18 protein-coding genes are annotated in these 18,878 nt (G+C 71.7%); 10 read left to right on the forward strand and 8 right to left on the reverse strand.

Annotated features, from left to right (window positions below):
* Positions 1-73 precede the first annotated feature (73 nt).
* From JW592_RS21770 to JW592_RS21800, 7 genes are all read left to right on the forward strand, one after another.
* Complete coding sequence (locus tag JW592_RS21770; protein ID WP_209266879.1) at positions 74-577, forward strand: hypothetical protein; 504 nt, start codon at positions 74-76, stop codon at positions 575-577.
* A complete protein-coding gene (locus tag JW592_RS21775; RefSeq protein ID WP_209266880.1) occupies positions 574-2,211 on the forward strand; it encodes a multicopper oxidase family protein in 1,638 nt (545 codons plus the stop codon). Before JW592_RS21770 ends, JW592_RS21775 begins: the two co-directional genes overlap by 4 nt.
* A gap of 181 nt (positions 2,212-2,392) precedes the next feature.
* Positions 2,393-3,595 carry a nucleotide disphospho-sugar-binding domain-containing protein gene (locus JW592_RS21780; RefSeq protein WP_209266881.1) on the forward strand — a complete coding sequence of 401 codons (1,203 nt, stop codon included), beginning with the start codon at positions 2,393-2,395 and terminating at the stop codon, positions 3,593-3,595.
* Positions 3,583-5,439, forward strand: a complete 1,857-nt coding sequence (asnB, locus tag JW592_RS21785; RefSeq protein WP_209266882.1) for an asparagine synthase (glutamine-hydrolyzing) — start codon at positions 3,583-3,585, stop codon at positions 5,437-5,439. The genes JW592_RS21780 and asnB overlap by 13 nt, the downstream gene beginning before the upstream one ends.
* 36 nt (positions 5,440-5,475) lie before the next feature.
* On the forward strand, positions 5,476-6,150 hold the full coding sequence (locus tag JW592_RS21790) for a TenA family protein (protein WP_209266883.1): 675 nt from the start codon (positions 5,476-5,478) through the stop codon (positions 6,148-6,150).
* A gap of 50 nt (positions 6,151-6,200) precedes the next feature.
* Positions 6,201-7,400, forward strand: a complete 1,200-nt coding sequence (locus JW592_RS21795; protein ID WP_209242364.1) for a cytochrome P450 — start codon at positions 6,201-6,203, stop codon at positions 7,398-7,400.
* Positions 7,400-7,597, forward strand: a complete 198-nt coding sequence (locus tag JW592_RS21800) for a ferredoxin (RefSeq protein ID WP_209266885.1) — start codon at positions 7,400-7,402, stop codon at positions 7,595-7,597. The genes JW592_RS21795 and JW592_RS21800 overlap by 1 nt, the downstream gene beginning before the upstream one ends.
* A gap of 127 nt (positions 7,598-7,724) precedes the next feature.
* On the opposite strand, the gene JW592_RS21805 is transcribed toward JW592_RS21800, so the two are convergent.
* From JW592_RS21805 to JW592_RS21825, 5 genes are all read right to left on the reverse strand, one after another.
* A complete protein-coding gene (locus tag JW592_RS21805; RefSeq protein WP_209266886.1) occupies positions 7,725-8,912 on the reverse strand; it encodes a glutathionylspermidine synthase family protein in 1,188 nt (395 codons plus the stop codon).
* 30 nt (positions 8,913-8,942) lie between these two features.
* Complete coding sequence (locus tag JW592_RS21810) at positions 8,943-9,374, reverse strand: hypothetical protein (protein ID WP_209266887.1); 432 nt, start codon at positions 9,372-9,374, stop codon at positions 8,943-8,945.
* Positions 9,375-9,447: 73 nt separating this feature from the next.
* Entirely contained in the window at positions 9,448-9,645 is a 198-nt protein-coding gene (locus JW592_RS21815) for a hypothetical protein (protein ID WP_209266888.1), read from the reverse strand.
* Between the two features lie 93 nt (positions 9,646-9,738).
* Positions 9,739-11,358, reverse strand: coding sequence for an FAD-dependent monooxygenase (locus tag JW592_RS21820; RefSeq protein WP_209266889.1), 1,620 nt, complete (start codon positions 11,356-11,358; stop codon positions 9,739-9,741).
* Positions 11,359-11,389: 31 nt separating this feature from the next.
* On the reverse strand, positions 11,390-12,406 hold the full coding sequence (locus tag JW592_RS21825) for a methyltransferase (protein WP_209266890.1): 1,017 nt from the start codon (positions 12,404-12,406) through the stop codon (positions 11,390-11,392).
* 221 nt (positions 12,407-12,627) lie between these two features.
* Between JW592_RS21825 and JW592_RS21830 the strand changes: the two genes are divergently transcribed.
* Positions 12,628-14,268, forward strand: coding sequence for an FAD-dependent monooxygenase (locus JW592_RS21830; protein WP_209266891.1), 1,641 nt, complete (start codon positions 12,628-12,630; stop codon positions 14,266-14,268).
* A 15-nt stretch (positions 14,269-14,283) separates the two neighbouring features.
* A complete protein-coding gene (locus tag JW592_RS21835; protein ID WP_209266892.1) occupies positions 14,284-15,309 on the forward strand; it encodes a methyltransferase in 1,026 nt (341 codons plus the stop codon).
* A gap of 48 nt (positions 15,310-15,357) precedes the next feature.
* Here the strand turns inward: JW592_RS21835 and JW592_RS21840 are convergent, their stop codons facing one another.
* The 3 genes from JW592_RS21840 to JW592_RS21850 all read right to left on the reverse strand — a co-directional run bounded on the left by JW592_RS21840 (position 15,358) and on the right by JW592_RS21850 (position 18,171).
* On the reverse strand, positions 15,358-16,449 hold the full coding sequence (locus JW592_RS21840) for a CDP-alcohol phosphatidyltransferase family protein (protein ID WP_209266893.1): 1,092 nt from the start codon (positions 16,447-16,449) through the stop codon (positions 15,358-15,360).
* A gap of 205 nt (positions 16,450-16,654) precedes the next feature.
* Positions 16,655-17,587 carry an NADP-dependent oxidoreductase gene (locus JW592_RS21845; protein WP_209266894.1) on the reverse strand — a complete coding sequence of 311 codons (933 nt, stop codon included), beginning with the start codon at positions 17,585-17,587 and terminating at the stop codon, positions 16,655-16,657.
* 83 nt (positions 17,588-17,670) lie between these two features.
* Complete coding sequence (locus JW592_RS21850) at positions 17,671-18,171, reverse strand: MarR family winged helix-turn-helix transcriptional regulator (RefSeq protein WP_209266895.1); 501 nt, start codon at positions 18,169-18,171, stop codon at positions 17,671-17,673.
* Positions 18,172-18,288: 117 nt separating this feature from the next.
* Between JW592_RS21850 and JW592_RS21855 the strand changes: the two genes are divergently transcribed.
* The gene (locus tag JW592_RS21855; protein WP_209266896.1) at positions 18,289-18,819 is read left to right on the forward strand and encodes a hypothetical protein; all 531 of its coding nucleotides are present in this window, start codon (positions 18,289-18,291) and stop codon (positions 18,817-18,819) included.
* Positions 18,820-18,878 lie beyond the last annotated feature (59 nt).

Here is an 18,878-nt window from a genome sequence, read left to right on the forward strand (position 1 = left end):
GAACGACGGCTCAAGTCCTGCTCGAGGACGCCTCCCTACGCTCGGTCGAGACCCCGACACCGGAGACCACGCCATGGCACACAATCCCGACGGGGGCCTCGCCGGCGCCCCGGAAGCCGCTCGCGGGCCCGCCCCGGGAGAGACCCTGCCACCCACCGCCACCAGGGTGGACGGCCCCGCCGCGACGCGTACGGTGCGCCGCTGGCCGATCGTGCTGCTGCGGTGCGTGGCGACGCTGTTCTTCGTACTGCTGCTGATCCAGCCGGTGCTGGCGGGCATGTTCATCAGCGGCGATGTGGACCTGCTCGACCTGCACGAGGCCAACTCGTTCGTCATCAGCATCACCAGCTGGTTCCAGGTGCTGGCCACGGTGCTGGTGTGGCGGCCGGGACGCGGACCGCTGTGGCCGGTCGGCGTGGCGGTGCTGCTGAGCTTCGCCATCGTCATGCAGGACGGCTGGGGGTACGCGCGCGAACTCCAGCTGCACATCCCCCTCGGCGTGCTCCTCGTCGCCGCCTCCACCGCTCTCCTCTACTGGTCGTACGGCCACCGCCCCGGACGCGGGAGGCGTGGATGAGCGCGGCACGCCGCAGGGTGGGCGCCGTGCGCGCGGAGCTCGACCGGCGCCGCTTCCTGGCCCTCGCCGGGGGTGCGGGGGCCGCGGCCGCGCTGGGCGGGACTGCCGGATGCGGCTCGTCCGGCGCCGGTGACGAGGTCTCCGGCGAGCTGCTGCGCAGCACAGCGCGGCTGCCCGAGCCGTTCCAGGTGCCGCTGCCGGTGCCGCCGGTGGCCGAACCGGTGCGCACCCGGGGCGGCGCCGTCGTCCACGAGGTGGAGCAGCGCGCGGCCCGCCTGGAGATCCTGCCGGGCCTGAGGACGGAGGTGTGGGGCTACGACGGGCGGTTCCCCGGGCCCACCTTCGTCGGCGAGTCGGGCCGCGAGCTGCGGCTTCGGGTGCGCAACACCCTCGCGGTGCCGACCTCGACCCATCTGCACGGCGGCGTGCAGAAGCCCGAGTTCGACGGGCACCCGACCGACCTGGTGCTGCCCTCCGGCTTCCCGGACCCGCGGAAGCGCCGCGGGCACGGGAAGCACAGCGAGCACAGCATGGTGAAGCCGTCGGAGTGGACGGTCTCGCGCGGCCACAAGGAGTACGTCTATCCGCTCGAACAGGCCGCCACCACGCTGTGGTACCACGATCACCGGATGGACTTCAGCGCTCCGCAGGTGTGGCGGGGGCTGGCGGGGATGTTCCTGATACACGACGACGAGGAGAGCGGGCTGCCGCTCCCCGAGGACACCCGGGACATCCCGCTGATGATCTGCGACCGGGCCTTCGAGGAGGACGGCTCGTTCCGCTACCCGTCGCTGGACCCCTCGCTGACCGGCGAGCCCGGAGTACGCGAGAAGTACATGGAGGGGGTCACCGGAGACGTCGTCCTGGTCAACGGCGCGCCCTGGCCGGAGCTGGAGGTGAGCGCCGAGCGGTACCGCTTCCGCATCCTGAACGCCTCCAACGCGCGCCGCTTCCGGCTCGTCCTCGACCCGGGCCCGCGGGAGGGTGCCGCGTTCGTCCAGGTCGGCAGCGACAGCGGGCTGCTGGCAGCGCCTCGTTCGCACGAGGCGCTGCCGGTCTCGCCGGCCGAACGGTTCGATGTCGTCGTCGACTTCGGGGCCTACCCGGTGGGCTCGACGGTGCGGCTCGTCAACACGCTGGGCAGCGGCGGCACCCGGGACGTCATGCGGTTCCGGGTGGCCCGGCGGCCGAAGCGCGGCGGCGGCGCGCCGCAGGTGCCCCGGCGGCTGGCGGACGTACGGAAGCTGCGGGCTGCACAGGCCGTCGCCGAGCGGCAGTTCGACTTCCGGCTCAAGCAGGTCGACGGTGCGCGGATGTGGACCGTCAACGGAAAGCCGTACGACCCGGGCTCGCCGCTCGCCTCGCCCCGGCTGGACACCGTCGAACGGTGGCGCTTCACCAGCGACTTCCACCATCCCGTCCACGTCCACCTGGCGCACTTCCAAGTGCTGGCGCGGGGCGGCAAGTCGCCGCTTTCGACCGACGCGGGGTGGAAGGACACGGTGGATGTGCGGCCGTACGAGGTCGTGGACGTCCTCGTACGGTTCTCCGGCTACCGGGGTCGCTACATGCTCCACTGCCACAACCTGGAGCACGAGGACATGGCGATGATGGCGGACTTCCGGGTGGTGTGAGGCCCCCGCTGAGGCTGGTGGCCAGGGCCGTGGCCGTCGGTTGTTCCGCCGGACTGTCGGTGGGTTGTTGCGCGCCGTCGCGACGGAGGCCGCGAGGCTCTAGCGAAGGGCGACCCGGCTCCTAGCCGGGTGCGCCACCGTCTTCCTCGTCATGTTGGCGGCGGAAGGGGTTGGGGCTGCGATGCGGGTACTGTTCACGACCTGGGCCTGGCCCTCTCATCTGTACGCGCTGGTCCCGCTGGCGTGGGCCTGCCGGAGTGCGGGGCACGAGGTGCTGGTCGTCAGCCAGCCGGAGCTGCTCCCTCTGATCGAGCGGACCGGGCTGCCGGGTGCCGCCGTCGGCAAGGACGTCGACGGGGTCGGCATGGTGCGCGGCTATGTGCTGCCCAGCAAGGACGACCCGACGGGCGACCAGCGGGCGCCGCGCGGCGGCAAGGGTCCGCGGGCGCTGCGGATGTTCACCGCGCACGCCGACTCGATGGTCGACGGGGTGGCCGAGACGGCCCGCGGGTGGGGCGCCGATGTGGTGGTGTCCGAACCGACGGCGCTGGCGGGACCGCTGGCCGCGGCCGCTGCCGGGGTACCGGCGGTACGGCTGCTGTACGGCGCCGACCTGATGGCGCGAGCCCGCACGCTGCTGCCGGACGCGCTGGCGCCGCTGGCCGAGCGGGTGGGCGTCGACCCGGCGGGCTACCACCCGTTCGGGGACTTCACCATCGACCCGTGCCCGCCGGGGTTCCAGGCTCCGGCTCCGGCCGAGCACCCCCGGGTGCCGATGCGGTACGTGCCGTTCAACGGGCCGGGAACGCCGCCCGATCCGCCGCTGCCACCGCCGACCGGCGGGCGCCGCAGGATCGTGGTCACCTGGGGGCACACCATGGCGCGGCTCGACCCTGCGCTGTTCCTGGCCGGGCACGCCGCGCGGGCGCTGGCCGCGCTGCCGGACGCGGAGCTGGTGCTGGCGGTGACCTCGGCGCAGCGTCCCCTGCTGGGCCAGGTGCCGGAGGGCGGCAACGTGCGGGTGGTGCTCGACGCTCCGCTGCACACGCTGCTGGGCGGCGCCGACCTGGTGGTCGCGCACGGCGGTGCGGGCACCGTGCTCACCTCGCTGCGCGCGGGGCTGCCGCTGCTGCTCGTACCGCAGTTGCCGGATCACGCAGGGCACGCGGCGCGGGTGCTGGCGGCCGGTGCCGGTGAGGTGCTCACCAGGGACGAGGCGAGCGCGGAACGGCTGCGCGAGGAGGCGGCCGGGCTGCTGGACCGTACGGCGGGCGCAGCGCGGCGCGAGGCGGCGCGGGCGCTGCGGGACGCGATGCTGGAGCAGCCCGCGCCCGCCCTGGTCGTCGGTGAGCTGGAGAAGCGGGTGGTCGCATGTGCGGCATAGCGGGCTGGATCGACTTCGCGCGGGGGATGCGCGAGGAGGGCAGCACCGTACGGGCGATGGCGGGCACGCTGGCCAACCGCGGTCCGGACGACGAGGCGGTGTGGACGGACCGGGACGCCGCGCTGGGGCACCGCAGGCTCGCCGTGATCGATGTGGACGACTCCACCCAGCCGATGACCGCCGAGCACGACGGGCGCACCCTCGCGGTCCTGGTGCACAACGGCGAGATCTACAACTACCGCGAGGTGCGGGCTCGACTGACGTCGCTGGGTCACCGGTTCCGTACCGCCGGGGACACCGAGGTGGTGCTGCGCGCTTATCTGGAGTGGGGCGCGGAGTGTGTCACGCGGCTGGACGGGATGTTCGCGTTCGCCGTGTGGGACCCGCGCAGCAGGCAGCTGCTCCTGGCGCGGGACCGGCTGGGCATCAAACCGCTGTACTACGCGCGCACGGCGCACGGTCTCCTCTTCGGCTCGGAGCCCAAGGCACTGCTGGCGCATCCCTCGCTGGAGTGCGTGGTCGACGCGGAGGGGCTGGCGGAACTGCTGGCCTACATCGCGACACCGGGGCACGCCGTCTACCGGGGCATCCGGGAGCTGCCCGCCGGGCACACAGCGGTGCTGCGGGAGGGCGCGGGCGGTGCGGTGCTGAGCGAGTCGCGGTACTGGTCGCTCCCCAACCACGAGCACCCCGACACCCTTGAGCACACGATCGAGACGGTGCGCGGGCTGCTGCAGGAGTCGGTCGGCTCCCATCTGGTGGCCGACGTACCGCTGTGCACGCTGCTGTCGGGCGGTGTGGACTCCAGCGCGCTGGCGGCCTTCGCGGCCCGCGCGGGGGCCGGGCGGCCGCGTACCTTCGCCGTGGACTTCGAGGGGCACACGGAGCGGTTCCGCAAGGACTTCTGGCACGAGGACCCGGACGCCCCGTACGCGGCCGAGGTCGCCCGCCACGTGGGCACCGACCACGAGCCGGTGGTGCTGCGTACCGCCGAGCTGGCCGACCATGTGGTGGACGCGGCCGCACTGCGGGCCCAGGATCTGCCCCGGCCGATCCCCGACATGGACCGCTCGCTGTATCTGCTGCTGCGCGCGGTACGGCAGCGCTCCACGGTGGCGCTGATGGGCGAGGTCGCCGACGAGCTGTTCGGCGGCTACCAGTCCTTCCGCGACCCGACACTGGTGGACACCGCGAACTTCCCCTGGGTGACGATGGGGCTGCGGGTGGCTCCGCACGGGATGAGCACCGGGCTGCTGGACCCGGGGCTGCTGCGCAAGATCGACGTACCCGGCTACTCGGCGCAGCGCTGGTCGGAGACGGTGGCCGAAGTGGCAGACGTGCCCGGCGAGTCGGAGACCGAGCGGGTCATGCGGCGGGTCGGGCACGCGCATCTGACGCGCTGGCTGCCGCTGCTGCTCTCCCGCGACGACCGGCTGAGCATGGCCGTGGGGCTCGAACTGCGGGTGCCGTACTGCGACCACCGGCTGGTGGAGTACGTCTACAACATCCCATGGGCGATGAAGACGGCCGACGGCCGCGAGAAGAGCGTGCTGCGCTCGGCCGTCGCCGACCTGCTCCCCGAGTCGGTCACCCAGCGCCGCAAGAGCCCCTTCCCCATCACCCAGGACCCGGACTACGGGCAGGTGCTGCGGCGGCGCTTCAACGCGGTCGTCGCCGACCCGGCCAGCCCCGTACGGCCGCTGCTGGACGGGCCGGCCTGCGCCGAGCTGGCGGCCGAGGACCGGCCGGTCGCGGTGGACGGATGGGGCGAGCGCCGCAACGTCGAGATGGTCCTCCAGCTCGACGCCTGGCTGCGCCACTACCGCGTCCGGCTGGACCTGTGAGAGCGAGATGCCGCGAGAGCGAACGGAGAGGGCGAGATGAAGCTGAGTGATCAGCTCAAGGAACTGGCCGCGCCGGTGCTGGAGAAGGTGCTGGCACACCCGTTCTGGTCGGGGCTGCGGGACGGCTCCCTGCCGGGCGAGTCGCTGGCGTACTTCGTCGAGCAGGACACCGGGCAGCTGCTGCCCGCCTACGCGAGGGCGCTGGCCCGTACAGCGGCCGCCGCCGAGCGGGACGCGCACACGGCGCTGCTGGGCCGCTCGATCACCGGCACCCTGGAGGCCCGCGACCGGCTGCGGGAGAAGTACGCTCAGCTGGCCGGGGGCATGGGCCTGCCCGAGCCGCCGACCCAGCCGCCGGAGGCGGGCCCGGTCACCCATGCGCACTGCGCGTTCTTCAACGCCTCCAGCGCCGCTTCCTTCGCCGCGGGCGTCGGGGCGCTGCTGCCGATGGTGTGGTTCAACCACCAGGTCTCCGACGACCTGCTGGAGCGCCGTACGCCCGGCTCCCGGTACGCCGAGTGGATCGGGATCTACCACCCGGGCGAGGGCTACCGCTACGCGGTGCGCGCGTTCCTGGGGCTGGCCGACGAGCTGGGCGAGACGGCCTCACCGGCCGAACGGGACCGGCTGATCGAGCACTTCCGTACCGGTGTCCGCCACGAGTGGGCGTTCGCCGAAGCCTCCTGGACCCGCCCCGAGTGGCCCGTATGACGGCCGCGGCAGCAGGAACTCCATCACCGACCGACCCCGGAGGGACAACCGTGAGCACTCAGACCCCGCCCAGGTATCCGTTCGCCTGGACCCCGCCCATGCAGGTGCCCGAAGCGCTGCGGCACGTGCACGGCAGCTCCGCGATGGAGGTGACGCTGCCGAGCGGGGACGTGGCGACGCTCGTGACCCGGTACAAGGACGTGCGCGCCCTGTTCGCCGACAAGCGTCTGTCCCGGAACATCGCGCGGCCCGACTGTGCGCGCATCTCCAAGGACAACGACCTGTTCATGGACCCGGAGATCGACCCCGACCCGCCCAAGCACACCCAGGTGCGCTCCCTGGTGACCAAGGCGTTCACCGCGCGCCGGATCGAGGCGCTGCGGCCCTATGTGCAGCAGGTCGCCGACGAGCTGCTGGACGAGATGGCGGCCGGGCCGCAGCCGGTGGAGCTGAACGAGGCGCTGGCGTTCCCGCTGCCGATCAAGGTGATCTGCAAGCTGCTGGGCGTTCCGGCCGAGGACCGCGACCAGTTCCGCGCCTATGTGGACGGCTTCCTGTCCGTCACCAAGCTGCCGCCCGAGGAGGTCGGGCAGTGCCGGCAGAACCTGTGGAAGTACCTGGGCGACCTGATCGACGCCAAGCGCGAGAAGCCCGGTGACGACCTGGTCAGCGAGCTGATCCGGGTCCGCGACGAGGAGGACAACCGGCTCAACGACCACGAGTTGCACTTCTGGTGCCAGGGGCTGCTGATCGCCGGCTATGTGACCACCGCCAGCCAGATCGGCACCGGAACCGCCGTACTGCTGCACCACCCGGAACTGGTGCGGCAGATCCAGGAGGACTGGTCGCTGGTGCCCTCCACCGTGGAGGAGCTGCTGCGCACCCAGATCATGGGCTCCTCGGTGGGCACCATGCGGTACGCGGTGGAGGACATCCCGCTCTCGGACGGTTCCGTCATCAAGAAGGGCACCAGCGTGCTGCTGTCGGAGGAGGGGGCCAATATGGACCCCGAGGTCTTCGACAACCCCTTCGAGCTGGACATCCGCCGCCAGGAGAACCACCACATGACCTTCGGCGCCGGCATCCACTACTGCGTGGGCGCCGCGCTGGCCCGGATGGAGCTCCAGGTGGCCACCGAGTCGCTGCTGCGGCGCTTCCCCGACATCCGGCTCGCCGCACCCGCCGAGGAACTGCCGCGGGCGCTGGGCGGGTTCATGGAGGGCTTCACCGAGATACCCGTGGAGTGGTGATGCTCCGAGTGACGGCGAACTCCGAGACCTGCGCGGTCAGCAGTCTGTGCGTCTACCGGCTGCCCGGCGTCTTCGACCAGGACGAGGACGGGCTGGTCGTCGTGCTGGACGAGACCCCTTCGGGGGAGTTCCACGAGGAGGTGCGGCGCGCTGCCCGTGGGTGCCCCACCAAGTCCATCCGCGTCACGGAGGACTGACCTTCGGCCGGTTCCGCCTCACCGCCTCCCCGCGGAGCACGAACCGGCCCCCGCGACGCAAGGGTCCCGGCAGCTGCCGGGACCCTTGCGTCGCGGCTGCGGTACTGCGTGTCGCCGCCGGTTCCGGCTAGCGGATCACGTGCGGAAGGAAGCGCGCGTACTCGTCGGTGACGAGCCCCGCGGACTCCCGGATACCCAGTCCCGCCGCCTCGCCGTCCACCACCCAGGTGCCCAGCACCGTGCGGTTGCCGTCGAAGTCCGGCAGCGGGCACAGGGCCTGGTAGCAGCACGGCTCGTCCCGTACCGAAGCGTCGGTGCCCGGGTCGTGCAGGGTGACGCCCGCGCCCTCGCGGCCCAGCAGCGGCTTGGCCGCCCAGCCGGTGGTCCGGGCCAGCTCACGCGGGCCGTCCAGATAGGCGGGAAGCAGGTTGGGGTGGCCGGGGAACAGCTCCCACAGGATGGCCAGCAGCGCCTTGTTGGACAGCAGCATCTTCCAGGCCGGCTCGATCCACATGGTGGTGCCTGTGCCGCCCCCGTTGTCGAGGGTCTCCAGCACATGCGGGCCGAACCGGTCGGAGGCCAGCCACTCCCACGGGTAGAGCTTGAAGCAGGCGCGGACGAACTTCAGCCGCTGGTCGACGAACCGGCCCGAGAGCCGGTCCCAGCCGATCTCCTCCACGGGTATCGCGACCGTCTCCAGACCGGCCTGCTCGGCCGTCTCCTGGAGGTAGGCGACGGTCATCAGATCCTCGCCCAGCTCGTCGCGCGCCGAGTGGGCGAAGTGCACGGGCGCGCCCGGCGGCAGCAGCGCCGCCTGCTTCTTCCACACCTCGACCAGCCGCTCGTGCAGCGAGTTCCACTGGTCGGCGCCGGGAAAGCGCTCCTCCATCCAGAACCACTGCGGGGAAGCGGCCTCGACCAGTGAGGTGGGGGTGTCGGCGTTGTACTCCAGCAGCTTGGCAGGGCCGCCGCGCCCGTCGTAGTGCAGGTCGAACCTGCCGTAGAGGCTGGGCAGTTCATCGCGACGCCGCCAGCTCTCGGCGACGCGGTCCACCAGCGCCCGGTCGGTGATGCCCAGGTCGGCGAACCTGTTCTCCGCCACGATGTGCGCGGCGGCGCGCAGGCACATGCCGTGCAGCTCCTCCACGACCTCCTCGAGGGCTTCCACCTCGGGCAGGGTGAAGGAGTAGTAGGCGCTCTCGTCCCAGTACGGGCGCAGCGAGCCGTCGGGGTACCGGGTCAGCGGGTAGATGCAGCCCTGCTCCTCGACGGTCTCCTGCCAGCCGGGGCGCGGGTCGATGGTGTGGCGTTCCACGCGGTCCCTCCTCTCGTCGGCCGCGCCCGCTCAGCCGCCGTAGCTGCCACCGCCGCTGCTGCCGTTCCCGTCGTCATCGTCGTCGCAGCCGAAGCCCGCCCGCTCGACGGCCGCCGCGTGGACGAACGTGCCGCCCTTCGCCCGGCCCTTCGCCTCGTTGCCGCCGTAGTACCAGACGTTCTCACGCGCTTCGGCGCCCCCGGCGGCGGGGAAGGCGGCGTTCCTGGCCGCGGCCGCGGTGCCGCCGGTTTCGCACTGGCTGGGGGGCAGGATGCGGTAGCCGCGCACCGCGTCGTAGCTGTCGGGGTCCACGCACCGACGGTCCGGCTCCGACGAGTAGCCGGACAGCGCCACCGCGAGGGCGCCCATGCCGCCGAGTACGACGGTCGAGGAGCGGAGCTTGCGCCGCGGAGCACGTACGGCTTCCTTGTCGGTGCTGTGCGCTTTCGGCGTACTGGCCATGCGAGTTCCCCCTGAGTACGACTGAGATCGGCCTGCCGCAGCACACCCTAGTGGGTGAGTGCGACGCTCTCGATCAGACGTTCACAGCTGGCGATGTGGTTCCGGGCCGCGTCTCGGCCTCGAACTCGATGGCTCCTGCCGGGATTTCGATCCGCGTCATACGGGCGAAAGCCTCACGCAGGTACGCGCGCAGGCACCAGGCCACCGTGAGCGTCACCAGCGGCCAGATCACGGCCTCGACGTACTTGAGAACGAGCTCGGCCACATCCATGGGGGCATCCTGGCCCACGGCGTACCCGGCCGCATGCGGACGGTCCGGCAGCGTCCTTGCTGCCGGACCGTCCGAACCGCGCTCCGCGAGAGCTCAGCTGCGCGGATACTGCTCGCGCAGCGCCTGGCCCAGGGCCGCCTTCGGGTCGGCTGTCGCGCCGTCGGAGCGCCAGGCCACGAACCCGTCGGGACGGATGAGAACGGCGCCGTCGGCGCCGATGCCGTACGCCTCGGCAAGGGACCGCCCGTCGGCGGCCACCAGCGTGGCGCCGGGCCCGCCGACCCGGTGGGCGTCCAGCCGCACACCGGTGTCAGCGGTGACCGCCGCTGCGGCGTCGACCCACACCTGCCCCTGCTCGGCGGTCAGGAGCACGGGCGCCCGGCCGTACAGGTCGAGGGTGGAGATCCGCTCGCCCGCGCGGTCGAGTTCCACGTGCGGGGCGCGTGTGCCCGGCTCGCCGCACAGGGCCTGCGGCGGCACCGGCGGTCCTTCGCCGTAGCGGTAGCCGAAGACGGTGGTGCTGTACGCCTCGGCGGGGTCGGGGCCCTCGCCTTCGCCGTCGCCGTCCGGGCCGGTGCGTTCCTGCATCATGCCGAGGGCCTGCTGGAGCGTCATCCAGGCGACCGGGTGGCGCTCGGTCTGGTAGGTGTCCAGCAGTTCGGGCCCCGACTCGCCGTCGAGCACCGCGGCCAGCTTCCAGGCCAGGTTGTTGGCGTCCTGGATGCCGAGGCTGGCGCCGAACCCGCCGGTGGGCGGAACCAGGTGGGCGGCGTCGCCGACGAGGAAGACCCGCCCCCTGCGGTACTCGCGTGCGACCTGCGCTCCGATGATGAAGCTCAGCCACTTGGCGCCGCCCGCCGGCAGTTGGGAAACGATGCGCACGTCCAGATCGGGCTGGCCGATGGCGGCGCGCACCAGCTCGACCGCCTGCTGTTCGGTGATGGTCTCCAGTGTCTCGCCCTCGGGCATGGCGGTGGCGAAGATCCAGCGCTGCTTGCCGTCGTGCGCGAACAGGATGGTGGAGGGCGCGGGCTTGTCCAGGTAGCAGACACCGACGTCGCGGCCCCGTGCCGCCTGGCTCAGGTCCGCCTCGAAGAGCACCGAGAGCGTGGTGGCGAACTCGCCGGGCCCGTCCGCCACGATGCCCAGCTCCTGGCGGATGGGGCTGCGGCTGCCGTCGGCGGCTACGAGGTAGGCGGCGTGTACCGTGCGCTCCTGCCCGCTCGCGGTGTCCCTCAGGACGGCGGTGACCCCGTCCTCGGACTGGGTGAAGGAGACCAGTTCGGTGCCGAAGGCCAGCTCGGCGCCCAGTTCGGCGGCGCGGCCGCGCAGCAGGTGTTCGAGCCGGTCCTGGTCGATCGGTGCCCACTCGCAGGGGCTGACGCCGCCGGTGGGATCGGGCTGGTCGGTGGGGCCGCTGAACATCTCGGGGCCGGCCAGCGTCTCGGCACGGATCATCAGCAGCTTGCTGAAGTCGGTGGCCAGGCTGGCCTCGGACCAGATGGGGTCCTCCAGCCCGACCTGCCGGTACAGCTCGACCGTGCGCGGGTTGACGCCGCGCGAGCGCGGGTGGCTGAGGGTGTCGGGGTGGCGTTCGACGACGAGCGAGCGGATGCCGTGCCAGCCGAGGAACACCGCGGTGGACAGCCCTGTCACCGCGCCTCCCACGACCAGTACCGGAACCTGCTGCGGGGCCTGCGGGGTATCGCTCATGGGTTGGGACTCCTCTTCTCGGGCGGCCCGCTCAGCCGGCCTTGCGGCAGATCACGAGCGTGTCGTAGTCGCTCAGCGGCAGCACCTCGGTCGAGGCGAACCCGGCGCGCTCGGCGTGCGCGACGGCCTCCGAGACCGGGTATTCCGAACCGCCGTCGGTGACCAGCAGCATGTCCAGGCTGATGACGAGGTTCTCCACGTGGTCGGGCTCGTCGTCCAGCATCCGGTCGTAGATCAGCAGCGCGCCGCCGGGGTTGACGGCCTGGTACGCCTTGGCGATCAGTTCGCCGCGCTGCTTCTCGTCCCAGTCGTGCAGCACGTGCCCGAGGTTGACGACATCGGCGCTGGGCAGCGGGTCGGTGAAGAAGCTGCCGCCGTGGAAGGTGACCTTGCCGGTCAGCCCGTACTCGGCGACCTTCTCGTCGAACAGCGGCTCCATCGGCGGCAGGTCGAAGACGTGCCCTGCCAGGTGCGGCTGGGCCTTGACGATGATGGAGCACAGGTTGCCGCGGGCGCCGCCGACGTCCAGGACTGAGCTGTAGCCGCTCCAGTCGAACTTCCCCACCAGCTCGGGGCCCACGACATGGGTGAGAGCGTCCATCATGCCGACGAACTGCCGCAGGATGTGCGGGTTCCTGGTGACTTCCTCGAAGTCGCTGCCGGACTGCTGCTGACCGGTGCGCAGCGCCTCGGACAGCCTGCCCCAGGCGGGGTAGAGGTTGCGGTTGGAGCGCTCCAGGAAGCCGCCGACGTAGGTGTGCTTGCCGCGCACCAGGTAGGTGCCGGCGCCCTCGGCGTTGCCGAACCTGCCGCCCTCCTCGCGGGTGAGCAGGCCCAGGGCAGCCAGCAGGTTGAGCCAGTCGCTCAGCCCGCGGCCGTGCAGGCCCAGCTCCTTGCGGATCTCCTCCTGGGTCGAGGGGCCCTTCTCGTCGAGGGTGGTGAACAGGCCCAGTTCGACGGCGGTCAGCAGCGCCTTCGCGTCGCAGAACGCGTTGCTCAGCCGGATGATTCCGGCCGGGGTGCTGACATCCAGGCTGGTGTGCGTCATGCGCAGGACTCCTTCCGAAACGGCACATGGCCTGGCGCCAGGGCCGCCCCGCGAGGGTCACACCGGAAAGTTGAGCACCCCTCGAACGGCGGTGGGGACCTGCCTGGGCGCGCCGGCCCCCGCCGGATCTCCAGCCGCCCTCAAGGGGCCGTGGCTACTCATCAGGGGTGCCGAAACCGACCGAGCCCAGCCGTTCCAAGGTCCGTTCAGAGGGGACATGCATGTATGACGTGAAGATCCCGGTGCTGATCGTCGGCGGTGGTCCCGTCGGACTGTCCACCGCGCTGTTCAGCGGCCGGCGTGGCGTCCGCACGATGCTGCTGGAGAAGCGGGACAGCACCTCCATGCTTCCCCGCGCCCCCGGCCTGCAGGCCCGCACGATGGAGCTGTTCCGCGCAGCGGGGCTCGGGAAGGACATCCGCGCCCTGGAGAAGGGCAACTCGCACGCCTACTTCGAGGGCGGGATCATCAAGGTCGACACCTTCTCCGACATCGACAACGCCGAGCTGCTGGAGTCCCCGTCGCTGGACGGTCCCACCGTCAGCCCGGAGCGGGTGATGGGCTGCGGCCAGGACCGCTACGAGAAGGTGCTGGTCGCCAAGGCGCGCGAGTACGGCGCCGATGTACGGTTCAACACCAAGCTGATCTCCTTCCAGGCCGACGAGGAGGGGGTCACCGCCATCGCGGAGGAGTCGGCGACGGGCAACCGGCTCACCATCCGCGCCGACTACCTGGTGGGGGCCGACGGCGCGGGCAGCCGCATCCGGCGGGCGCTGGGCGTCGAGCGGGTCGGCCGCGGCACCGTCTTCAACGCGCTGAGCATCTACTTCCGGGCGCCCGAGCTGGAGACGCTGCTCAAGGACCGCAAGTTCATCCTGTGCTACGCCTCGGCGGGCGGCTCCCTGATGGGGCTCTCCCGGCTGCACGGCTGCGACCCGTGGCTGGCCGCGCCGATCTACTACCCGGAGAAGGGCGAGAAGCCCGAGGACTACACCGACGAGCGGTGTGTGGAGATCGTCCGCCGAGCGGCGGGCAAGGACATCGACGTCGAGATCATGGACAAGGTGCCCTGGCAGGGCGCCCAGCTGGTCTCCGAGACCTTCCGCGTCGGACGGGTCTTCCTCGCGGGCGACGCGGCGCATGTACACCCGCCGGCCGGCGGCTTCGGCGCCAACACCGGCATCCACGACGCGCACAACCTGTCCTGGAAGCTGGCCGCCGTGCAGGACGGCTGGGGCACCGACGCGCTGCTGGACACCTACGACGCGGAGCGCCGCCCGCTGGGCACCGCCATGTCCGAGCAGGCTCTGGTGCGCAACCGTATCCGGCACGGCTACGCCACCGAGCAGGACCGGGAGGACTTCGTCGACGACGTGATCATCACGCTCGGCTACCGCTACCGGTCCTCGTCCATCGTCGGTGCCGAGGGCTCCAAGGTCCTCACCCCGGACCTGGAGCTGACCGGCGAGCCGGGCACCCGAGCGCCGCACGTGTGGCTGAACCGTTCGGGCAAGGAGGGCGACGAACGGATCTCCACCATCGACCTGTTCTGGGACGACTTCGTACTGCTGCACGGTCCCGACGGCGGCGCCTGGGCGAAGGCCGCGGTCAAGGCGGCCGAGCGGCTGGGAGTGCCGCTGCGCACCCACGCCGTGGGGCCCGACGAGGAGCTGCGGCCCGAGGACCGGGACTGGGCGACCGCCTACGGGGTGGGCGCGGGCGGCGCCGTGCTGGTGCGCCCTGACGCGTTCGTCTCCTGGCGCTCCGCGGGCGACACCTCGGCCGTCGCCGACCCGGACGCGGTCCTGGACGACGTACTGGCGCGCGCCTCGGCCGCGGCCGGCGCGAAGGCCGGCTCATGACCCGGAGGTGGCCCCGTGGCTGACGATGTGACGGCACACGCCGGACAGGTGCTCGGCCAGGCCATGGCCTTCCAGCCGGCGAAGCTGGTGCTGGCCGGGGTTCGGCTCGGCCTGTTCGCGACGCTGTCCGAGGGCCCGCTGCCCGAGGACCGGCTGCGCGAGCGGCTGGGCCTGCACCCGCGCGGCTGCGACCACTTCCTCGCGGCGCTGGCCGAGCTCGGCTTCCTGGAGCGCCGCCAGGACGGCACGTGGGCCAACTCGCAGGTCGCGGCGCAGCTCCTGGTGCCCGGCGACCCCGCCTCGCTCAGCGGCTTCCTGCAACTGGCCGACCGGGTGATGTACCCGGCGTGGGAGCGGCTGGCCGACGGGCTGCGGACCGGCGAGCCACAGGCCGCGACGTACTCCGGCGAGGACATGTTCGACCAGCTCTACGACAGCGAGGAGAAGAAGGACGGACTGGTCGGTATGGCGGAGGACGCCAGCCGGCCGCTCATTCCGGCGCTGACCCAGGTCTTCGACTGGGCGTCGTACGGCTCCGTGCTGGAACTCGGCGGCTGCCGCGGCAACGTGCTGGCCGGTCTGGTGGCGGCCCATCCGCACCTGGAAGCGCGGGTATTCGACCTGCCGCAGCTCGAGGGCGACTTCGAGGCGCACATGGCGACGCTGGGGATGACGGGCAAGCTCGGTTTCCACGGCGGCGACTTCTTCGCCGGGCCGCTGCCCGAGGCCGATGTGCTGATGCTGGGGCACGCGCTGGTCGACTGGAACGACGACCAGCGCGCCCAGCTCGTCAAGAACGCCTTCGCCGGAGTGCGGCCCGGCGGCGCCTTCCTGGTGTGGGACCCGGTCATCGTGCCCGAGGACGAGAGCTACCTGCGCAATCTGCTGCGCAGCCTCAACCTGCAGTTGATGACCCCGCACGGGAAGGGGTACACGCTCGCGCAGTGCGCGGCGTGGATGCGCGATGCGGGCTTCGCCTCCGTCGAACACCGCTCCCTGGGGCACGATGTGACCCTGGTGATCGCGCACAAGTCGGTGTGAGCGCCGCGCCGCCCCCTCCCCCGGCGGGGAGGGGGCGGCGCAGTGGCCTCAGGCCGCAGCCGAGCTCTGGGCCACGGCGGGAGCGGGCGTTCCGGCCGTGGCGGACTCCCGGTCGAAGGCGTCGATGGTCCTGGTGAAGTCCCGGGTGGACAGCAGCAGTTTGTAGACGATGGCGAGTTCGAAGACGAGCAGCAGCGCGCCGGAGACGACGGTGACGGCCAGTACCTGGTCGAGCAGCGGGCCGACGATGAACACGCCCATCTGGAACTCGATACCGCTGACCAGGTGCGTACGGATGCGGTGCCGCAGCAGGAAGGAGCGCATCCGCAGGTACCACGGGAACCGGCTGCGGAACTCCTGGTGCAGGTCGATGACCGGCCGCCGGACCCGGGTGGCCTCCTCGGCGGACCCGGTGGGGTCGGCCGGTGCGGGATCGGCGGGCTCGGTGACGCCCTCCGCGGGAGTCCGCACCGCCGTCTGTGCCGCGAGCGTGCCCGCCTGAGCGCCGGCGGTCTCCTGCTGGGCCGTGCGCAGGTCCTGCTCGACGTCGGCCTCGGGGTTCTCGCGCAACAGGTCTTCCATGAAGGTGAGTTCCACCTGGTTCTCCGCGCGGCGGGCCGCACGGATCCTGGACTTGAGCTGCTTGCGCATGGTGTGCCGGGTCTTGAAGATCTCCAGCGAGTTGATGTAGCGCAGCCCGTCCAGGAAGATGACGGCCGCCGCGAGCCATACGTACCGGATGTCGTCGGTGCGGTGGTACTGACCGGCCATCAGGGCCAGGGAGCAGAACATGACGCGGACGCGGTCGAAGATGTAGTCGAGCCAGGCGCCGAAGACGGAGCCGGTGCCGGTGAGGCGGGCCGTCTTCCCGTCCATGCAGTCCAGGATGAAGCTCAGGTGGTAGACGACGGCTCCGGCGACGAGCCAGCGCCAGTCGCCCATCGCGAAGCACGCGGCCGAGCCCAGCCCCAGCAGCAGGGCGCCCCAGGTGATCTGGTTGGGGGTGATACGCGTGCGGGCCGCGGTCAGCCGCACCAGGGGGGTGGCCACCGGGTCCACCAACATCACCGTCCACCACGCGTCGCGCTTCTTCTGCGTTATGCGACGCACTTCGGACAGGGGGGGTATCTCTGCAGGCATGCTGGTCTTCCTCGCGTTCACCAAACGTTCATGCGAAGTCAAAGTCCAGACCAGCCAAAGGACAAGAGTCCAGTCGTACAACCTTTCACAACAGGTAAAGGTCACAGTGGGGCAAGGGGTCTGTAGTGGCCGCTTACCCATACGCCGTTGAGGCGCGCGCCCCTCAACAGGCAGCCCCCCGCCCGGTCGGGCGGAGGGGACAGGGTCAGGTGGTGAGGACCAGCTTGGCGTCGAGTCCGCCGGCCTCGCCGAGCCGGTGGGCCCGTGCCGCTTCGGCGAGCGGCACCGGCTCGTGCACCGGCACCACGAGCGTGCCGCGCCGGTGGAGGGCGAGGGCCTGGTCGAGTGCGGGGCCGGTGCGGTCGAGGCCGGACTCGCCCGCGGATCCCGCGGAGAACCGCACCCCGTGCGCCTGCGCGGCCTGCGGATCGGCGAGGGTGAGCACTCTCGCCGCGCCGCCGCTCGCCAGCCGTGCCGAGTCGCCCAGTACGTCGGCGCCCGAGGTGTCCAGCACGGCGTCCACCCCTCGCGGTGCCACGGCCCGCACCCGCTCCGGCCAGCCGTCCCCGTAGGTGACGGGGGTGGCCCCGAGATCGGCCAGCCGCCGGTGCACCCGCTCGGCGGCCGTACCGACGACATGGGTGCCGCGTGCCACGGCGAACTGGACGGCGAGGTTGCCGACGGCGCCGCCCGCACCGTGGACGAGCAGGGTCTCCCCCGCGGCGACGGCCAGCTCGTCCAGCGCGCGATAGGCGGCCTCAGCAGCGACGGGCAGCCCGGCGGCGCGGTGGACGTCGAGATCGTGCGGCCGCAGCCGCAGCCGCGCGGTGTCGGCGACGAGGAGAGTGGCGTACGCGTACGAGGCGCGGCCGAAGACCTCGTCGCCCGGCTCCAGGGCGCTGACGCCGTCGCCCACCGCGTCGACCGTGCCGGCGAATTCCAGCCCCGGGATGTGCGGGAGCGTGACGGGCATGGCGGCGGACAGTGCGCCGCTGCGCAGCTTCCAGTCGAGCGGGTTGACGCCCGCGGCCCGTACGGCGACGCGCACCTGGTCGGGGTCCGGCTCGGGGATGTCGATACCGGTCGGCTGGAGCACCTCGGGCCCGCCGTACGTGGCGTAGGCGACGGCCTCGGGCATGGCGAACACCTGCTTCCTGTACGGGGTGCCGGCTCCCGTCCCGCGTTCCCTGCGGGCGCCCTCCCATGCGCACCCAGCTCAGCTCACGCCTGGCGCTCCTCTTCCCGCAGCCGGAGCAGGTGCCGCTCCTGGATCTCGCGGCTGCGCCTGGCGAAGTCCAGCAAGAGCTCCAGCTCGGGCAGCGAGTAGCGCTCCAAGAGTGCCGCGCCCTCCTCCGCGAGAGGGCCGTAGAGCTCGTCTGCACCGCGCTGGATGGCGGGCGTGGCGCGGACGACGGACTTGCGACGGTCGTGCGGGTCGGGCTCGCGGGTGAGGTAGCCGAGGCGGGCCAGCCGGTCGAGCATCGCCGTGACGCTTCCCGTGGTCAGGCCGAGTGCCGCGCCCAGCTGGCTGGGGGTGGCGCTCTCGCGCTGGGTGAGGACGTCGAGGCAGTGCAGGTCGGTGCGGTTGATACCGAGCCGATCGGCGGTGGCGGCGTCCACCGCGTCGGTCGCGCTCTGCAGGGCGCGTACCTCCTCGGCGAGTCGTCGGCGCAGCTCGGTTTCCTTCGGCTCCTGCGGTGGTGAGAACTTTTCACTTGACATACAAGTATCTCGACTCTCAAAATAAGAAGCAACAGTTAGCTTGGCTACCAAGATAGCCGGTTGCCAAGGGATTCTCGCCATCGGGTTGTTGCCCGGGTTCCAGGAAGGAACACTGCGATGAGCAACCAGCACACCGAGCACATGCCGGACCTCCACACCGAACGGGTCGAAGCCTTCTACACCAGTGTGAAACGGCTGGGCCACTGGACGCGGTCCCGCACGATCGACGTACGCACCCGGCGCTCCTCCGTCCACCTCGACCTGCGCTCGGCGCAGCTGCCCGACGGCGACATCGAGCTGCGGCTGCTGAGCGAGCGGAGCATGCTCAAGCTCCTGCTCCCCCAGGACGCCGTCCTCGACGAGACCGAACTGACCCTCGTGGGACGCTGCAAGATCAAGGACCGCGAGCGGCACGTCCCGCACCACGGCCGCGTCATCCGGCTCACCGGCACGCTCCAGCGGGGCGAGATCCGCGTCGCACGCGGCGGTGTCGCCACCCTCAGCGCGATGTTCTCCCGTGAGTTCATCGACGACTGCCGCACCGCGCACCGGAACGGCACTCACCCGGTGCTGCCCGACCCCGGCGGCGTGTACGGGCGCCCCGAGACCGAGCAGCTCCGCAAGGCGGGCGCGAGCCGCTCCCGCTGAGTCTCGACGCCCCGTCGAGTGCGCCCCCCTACCCTCGTCGTCCGACGCCGGAGCCTGCC

This window comes from Streptomyces spirodelae (assembly GCF_017676385.1).
Classification (GTDB): domain Bacteria; phylum Actinomycetota; class Actinomycetes; order Streptomycetales; family Streptomycetaceae; genus Streptomyces; species Streptomyces spirodelae.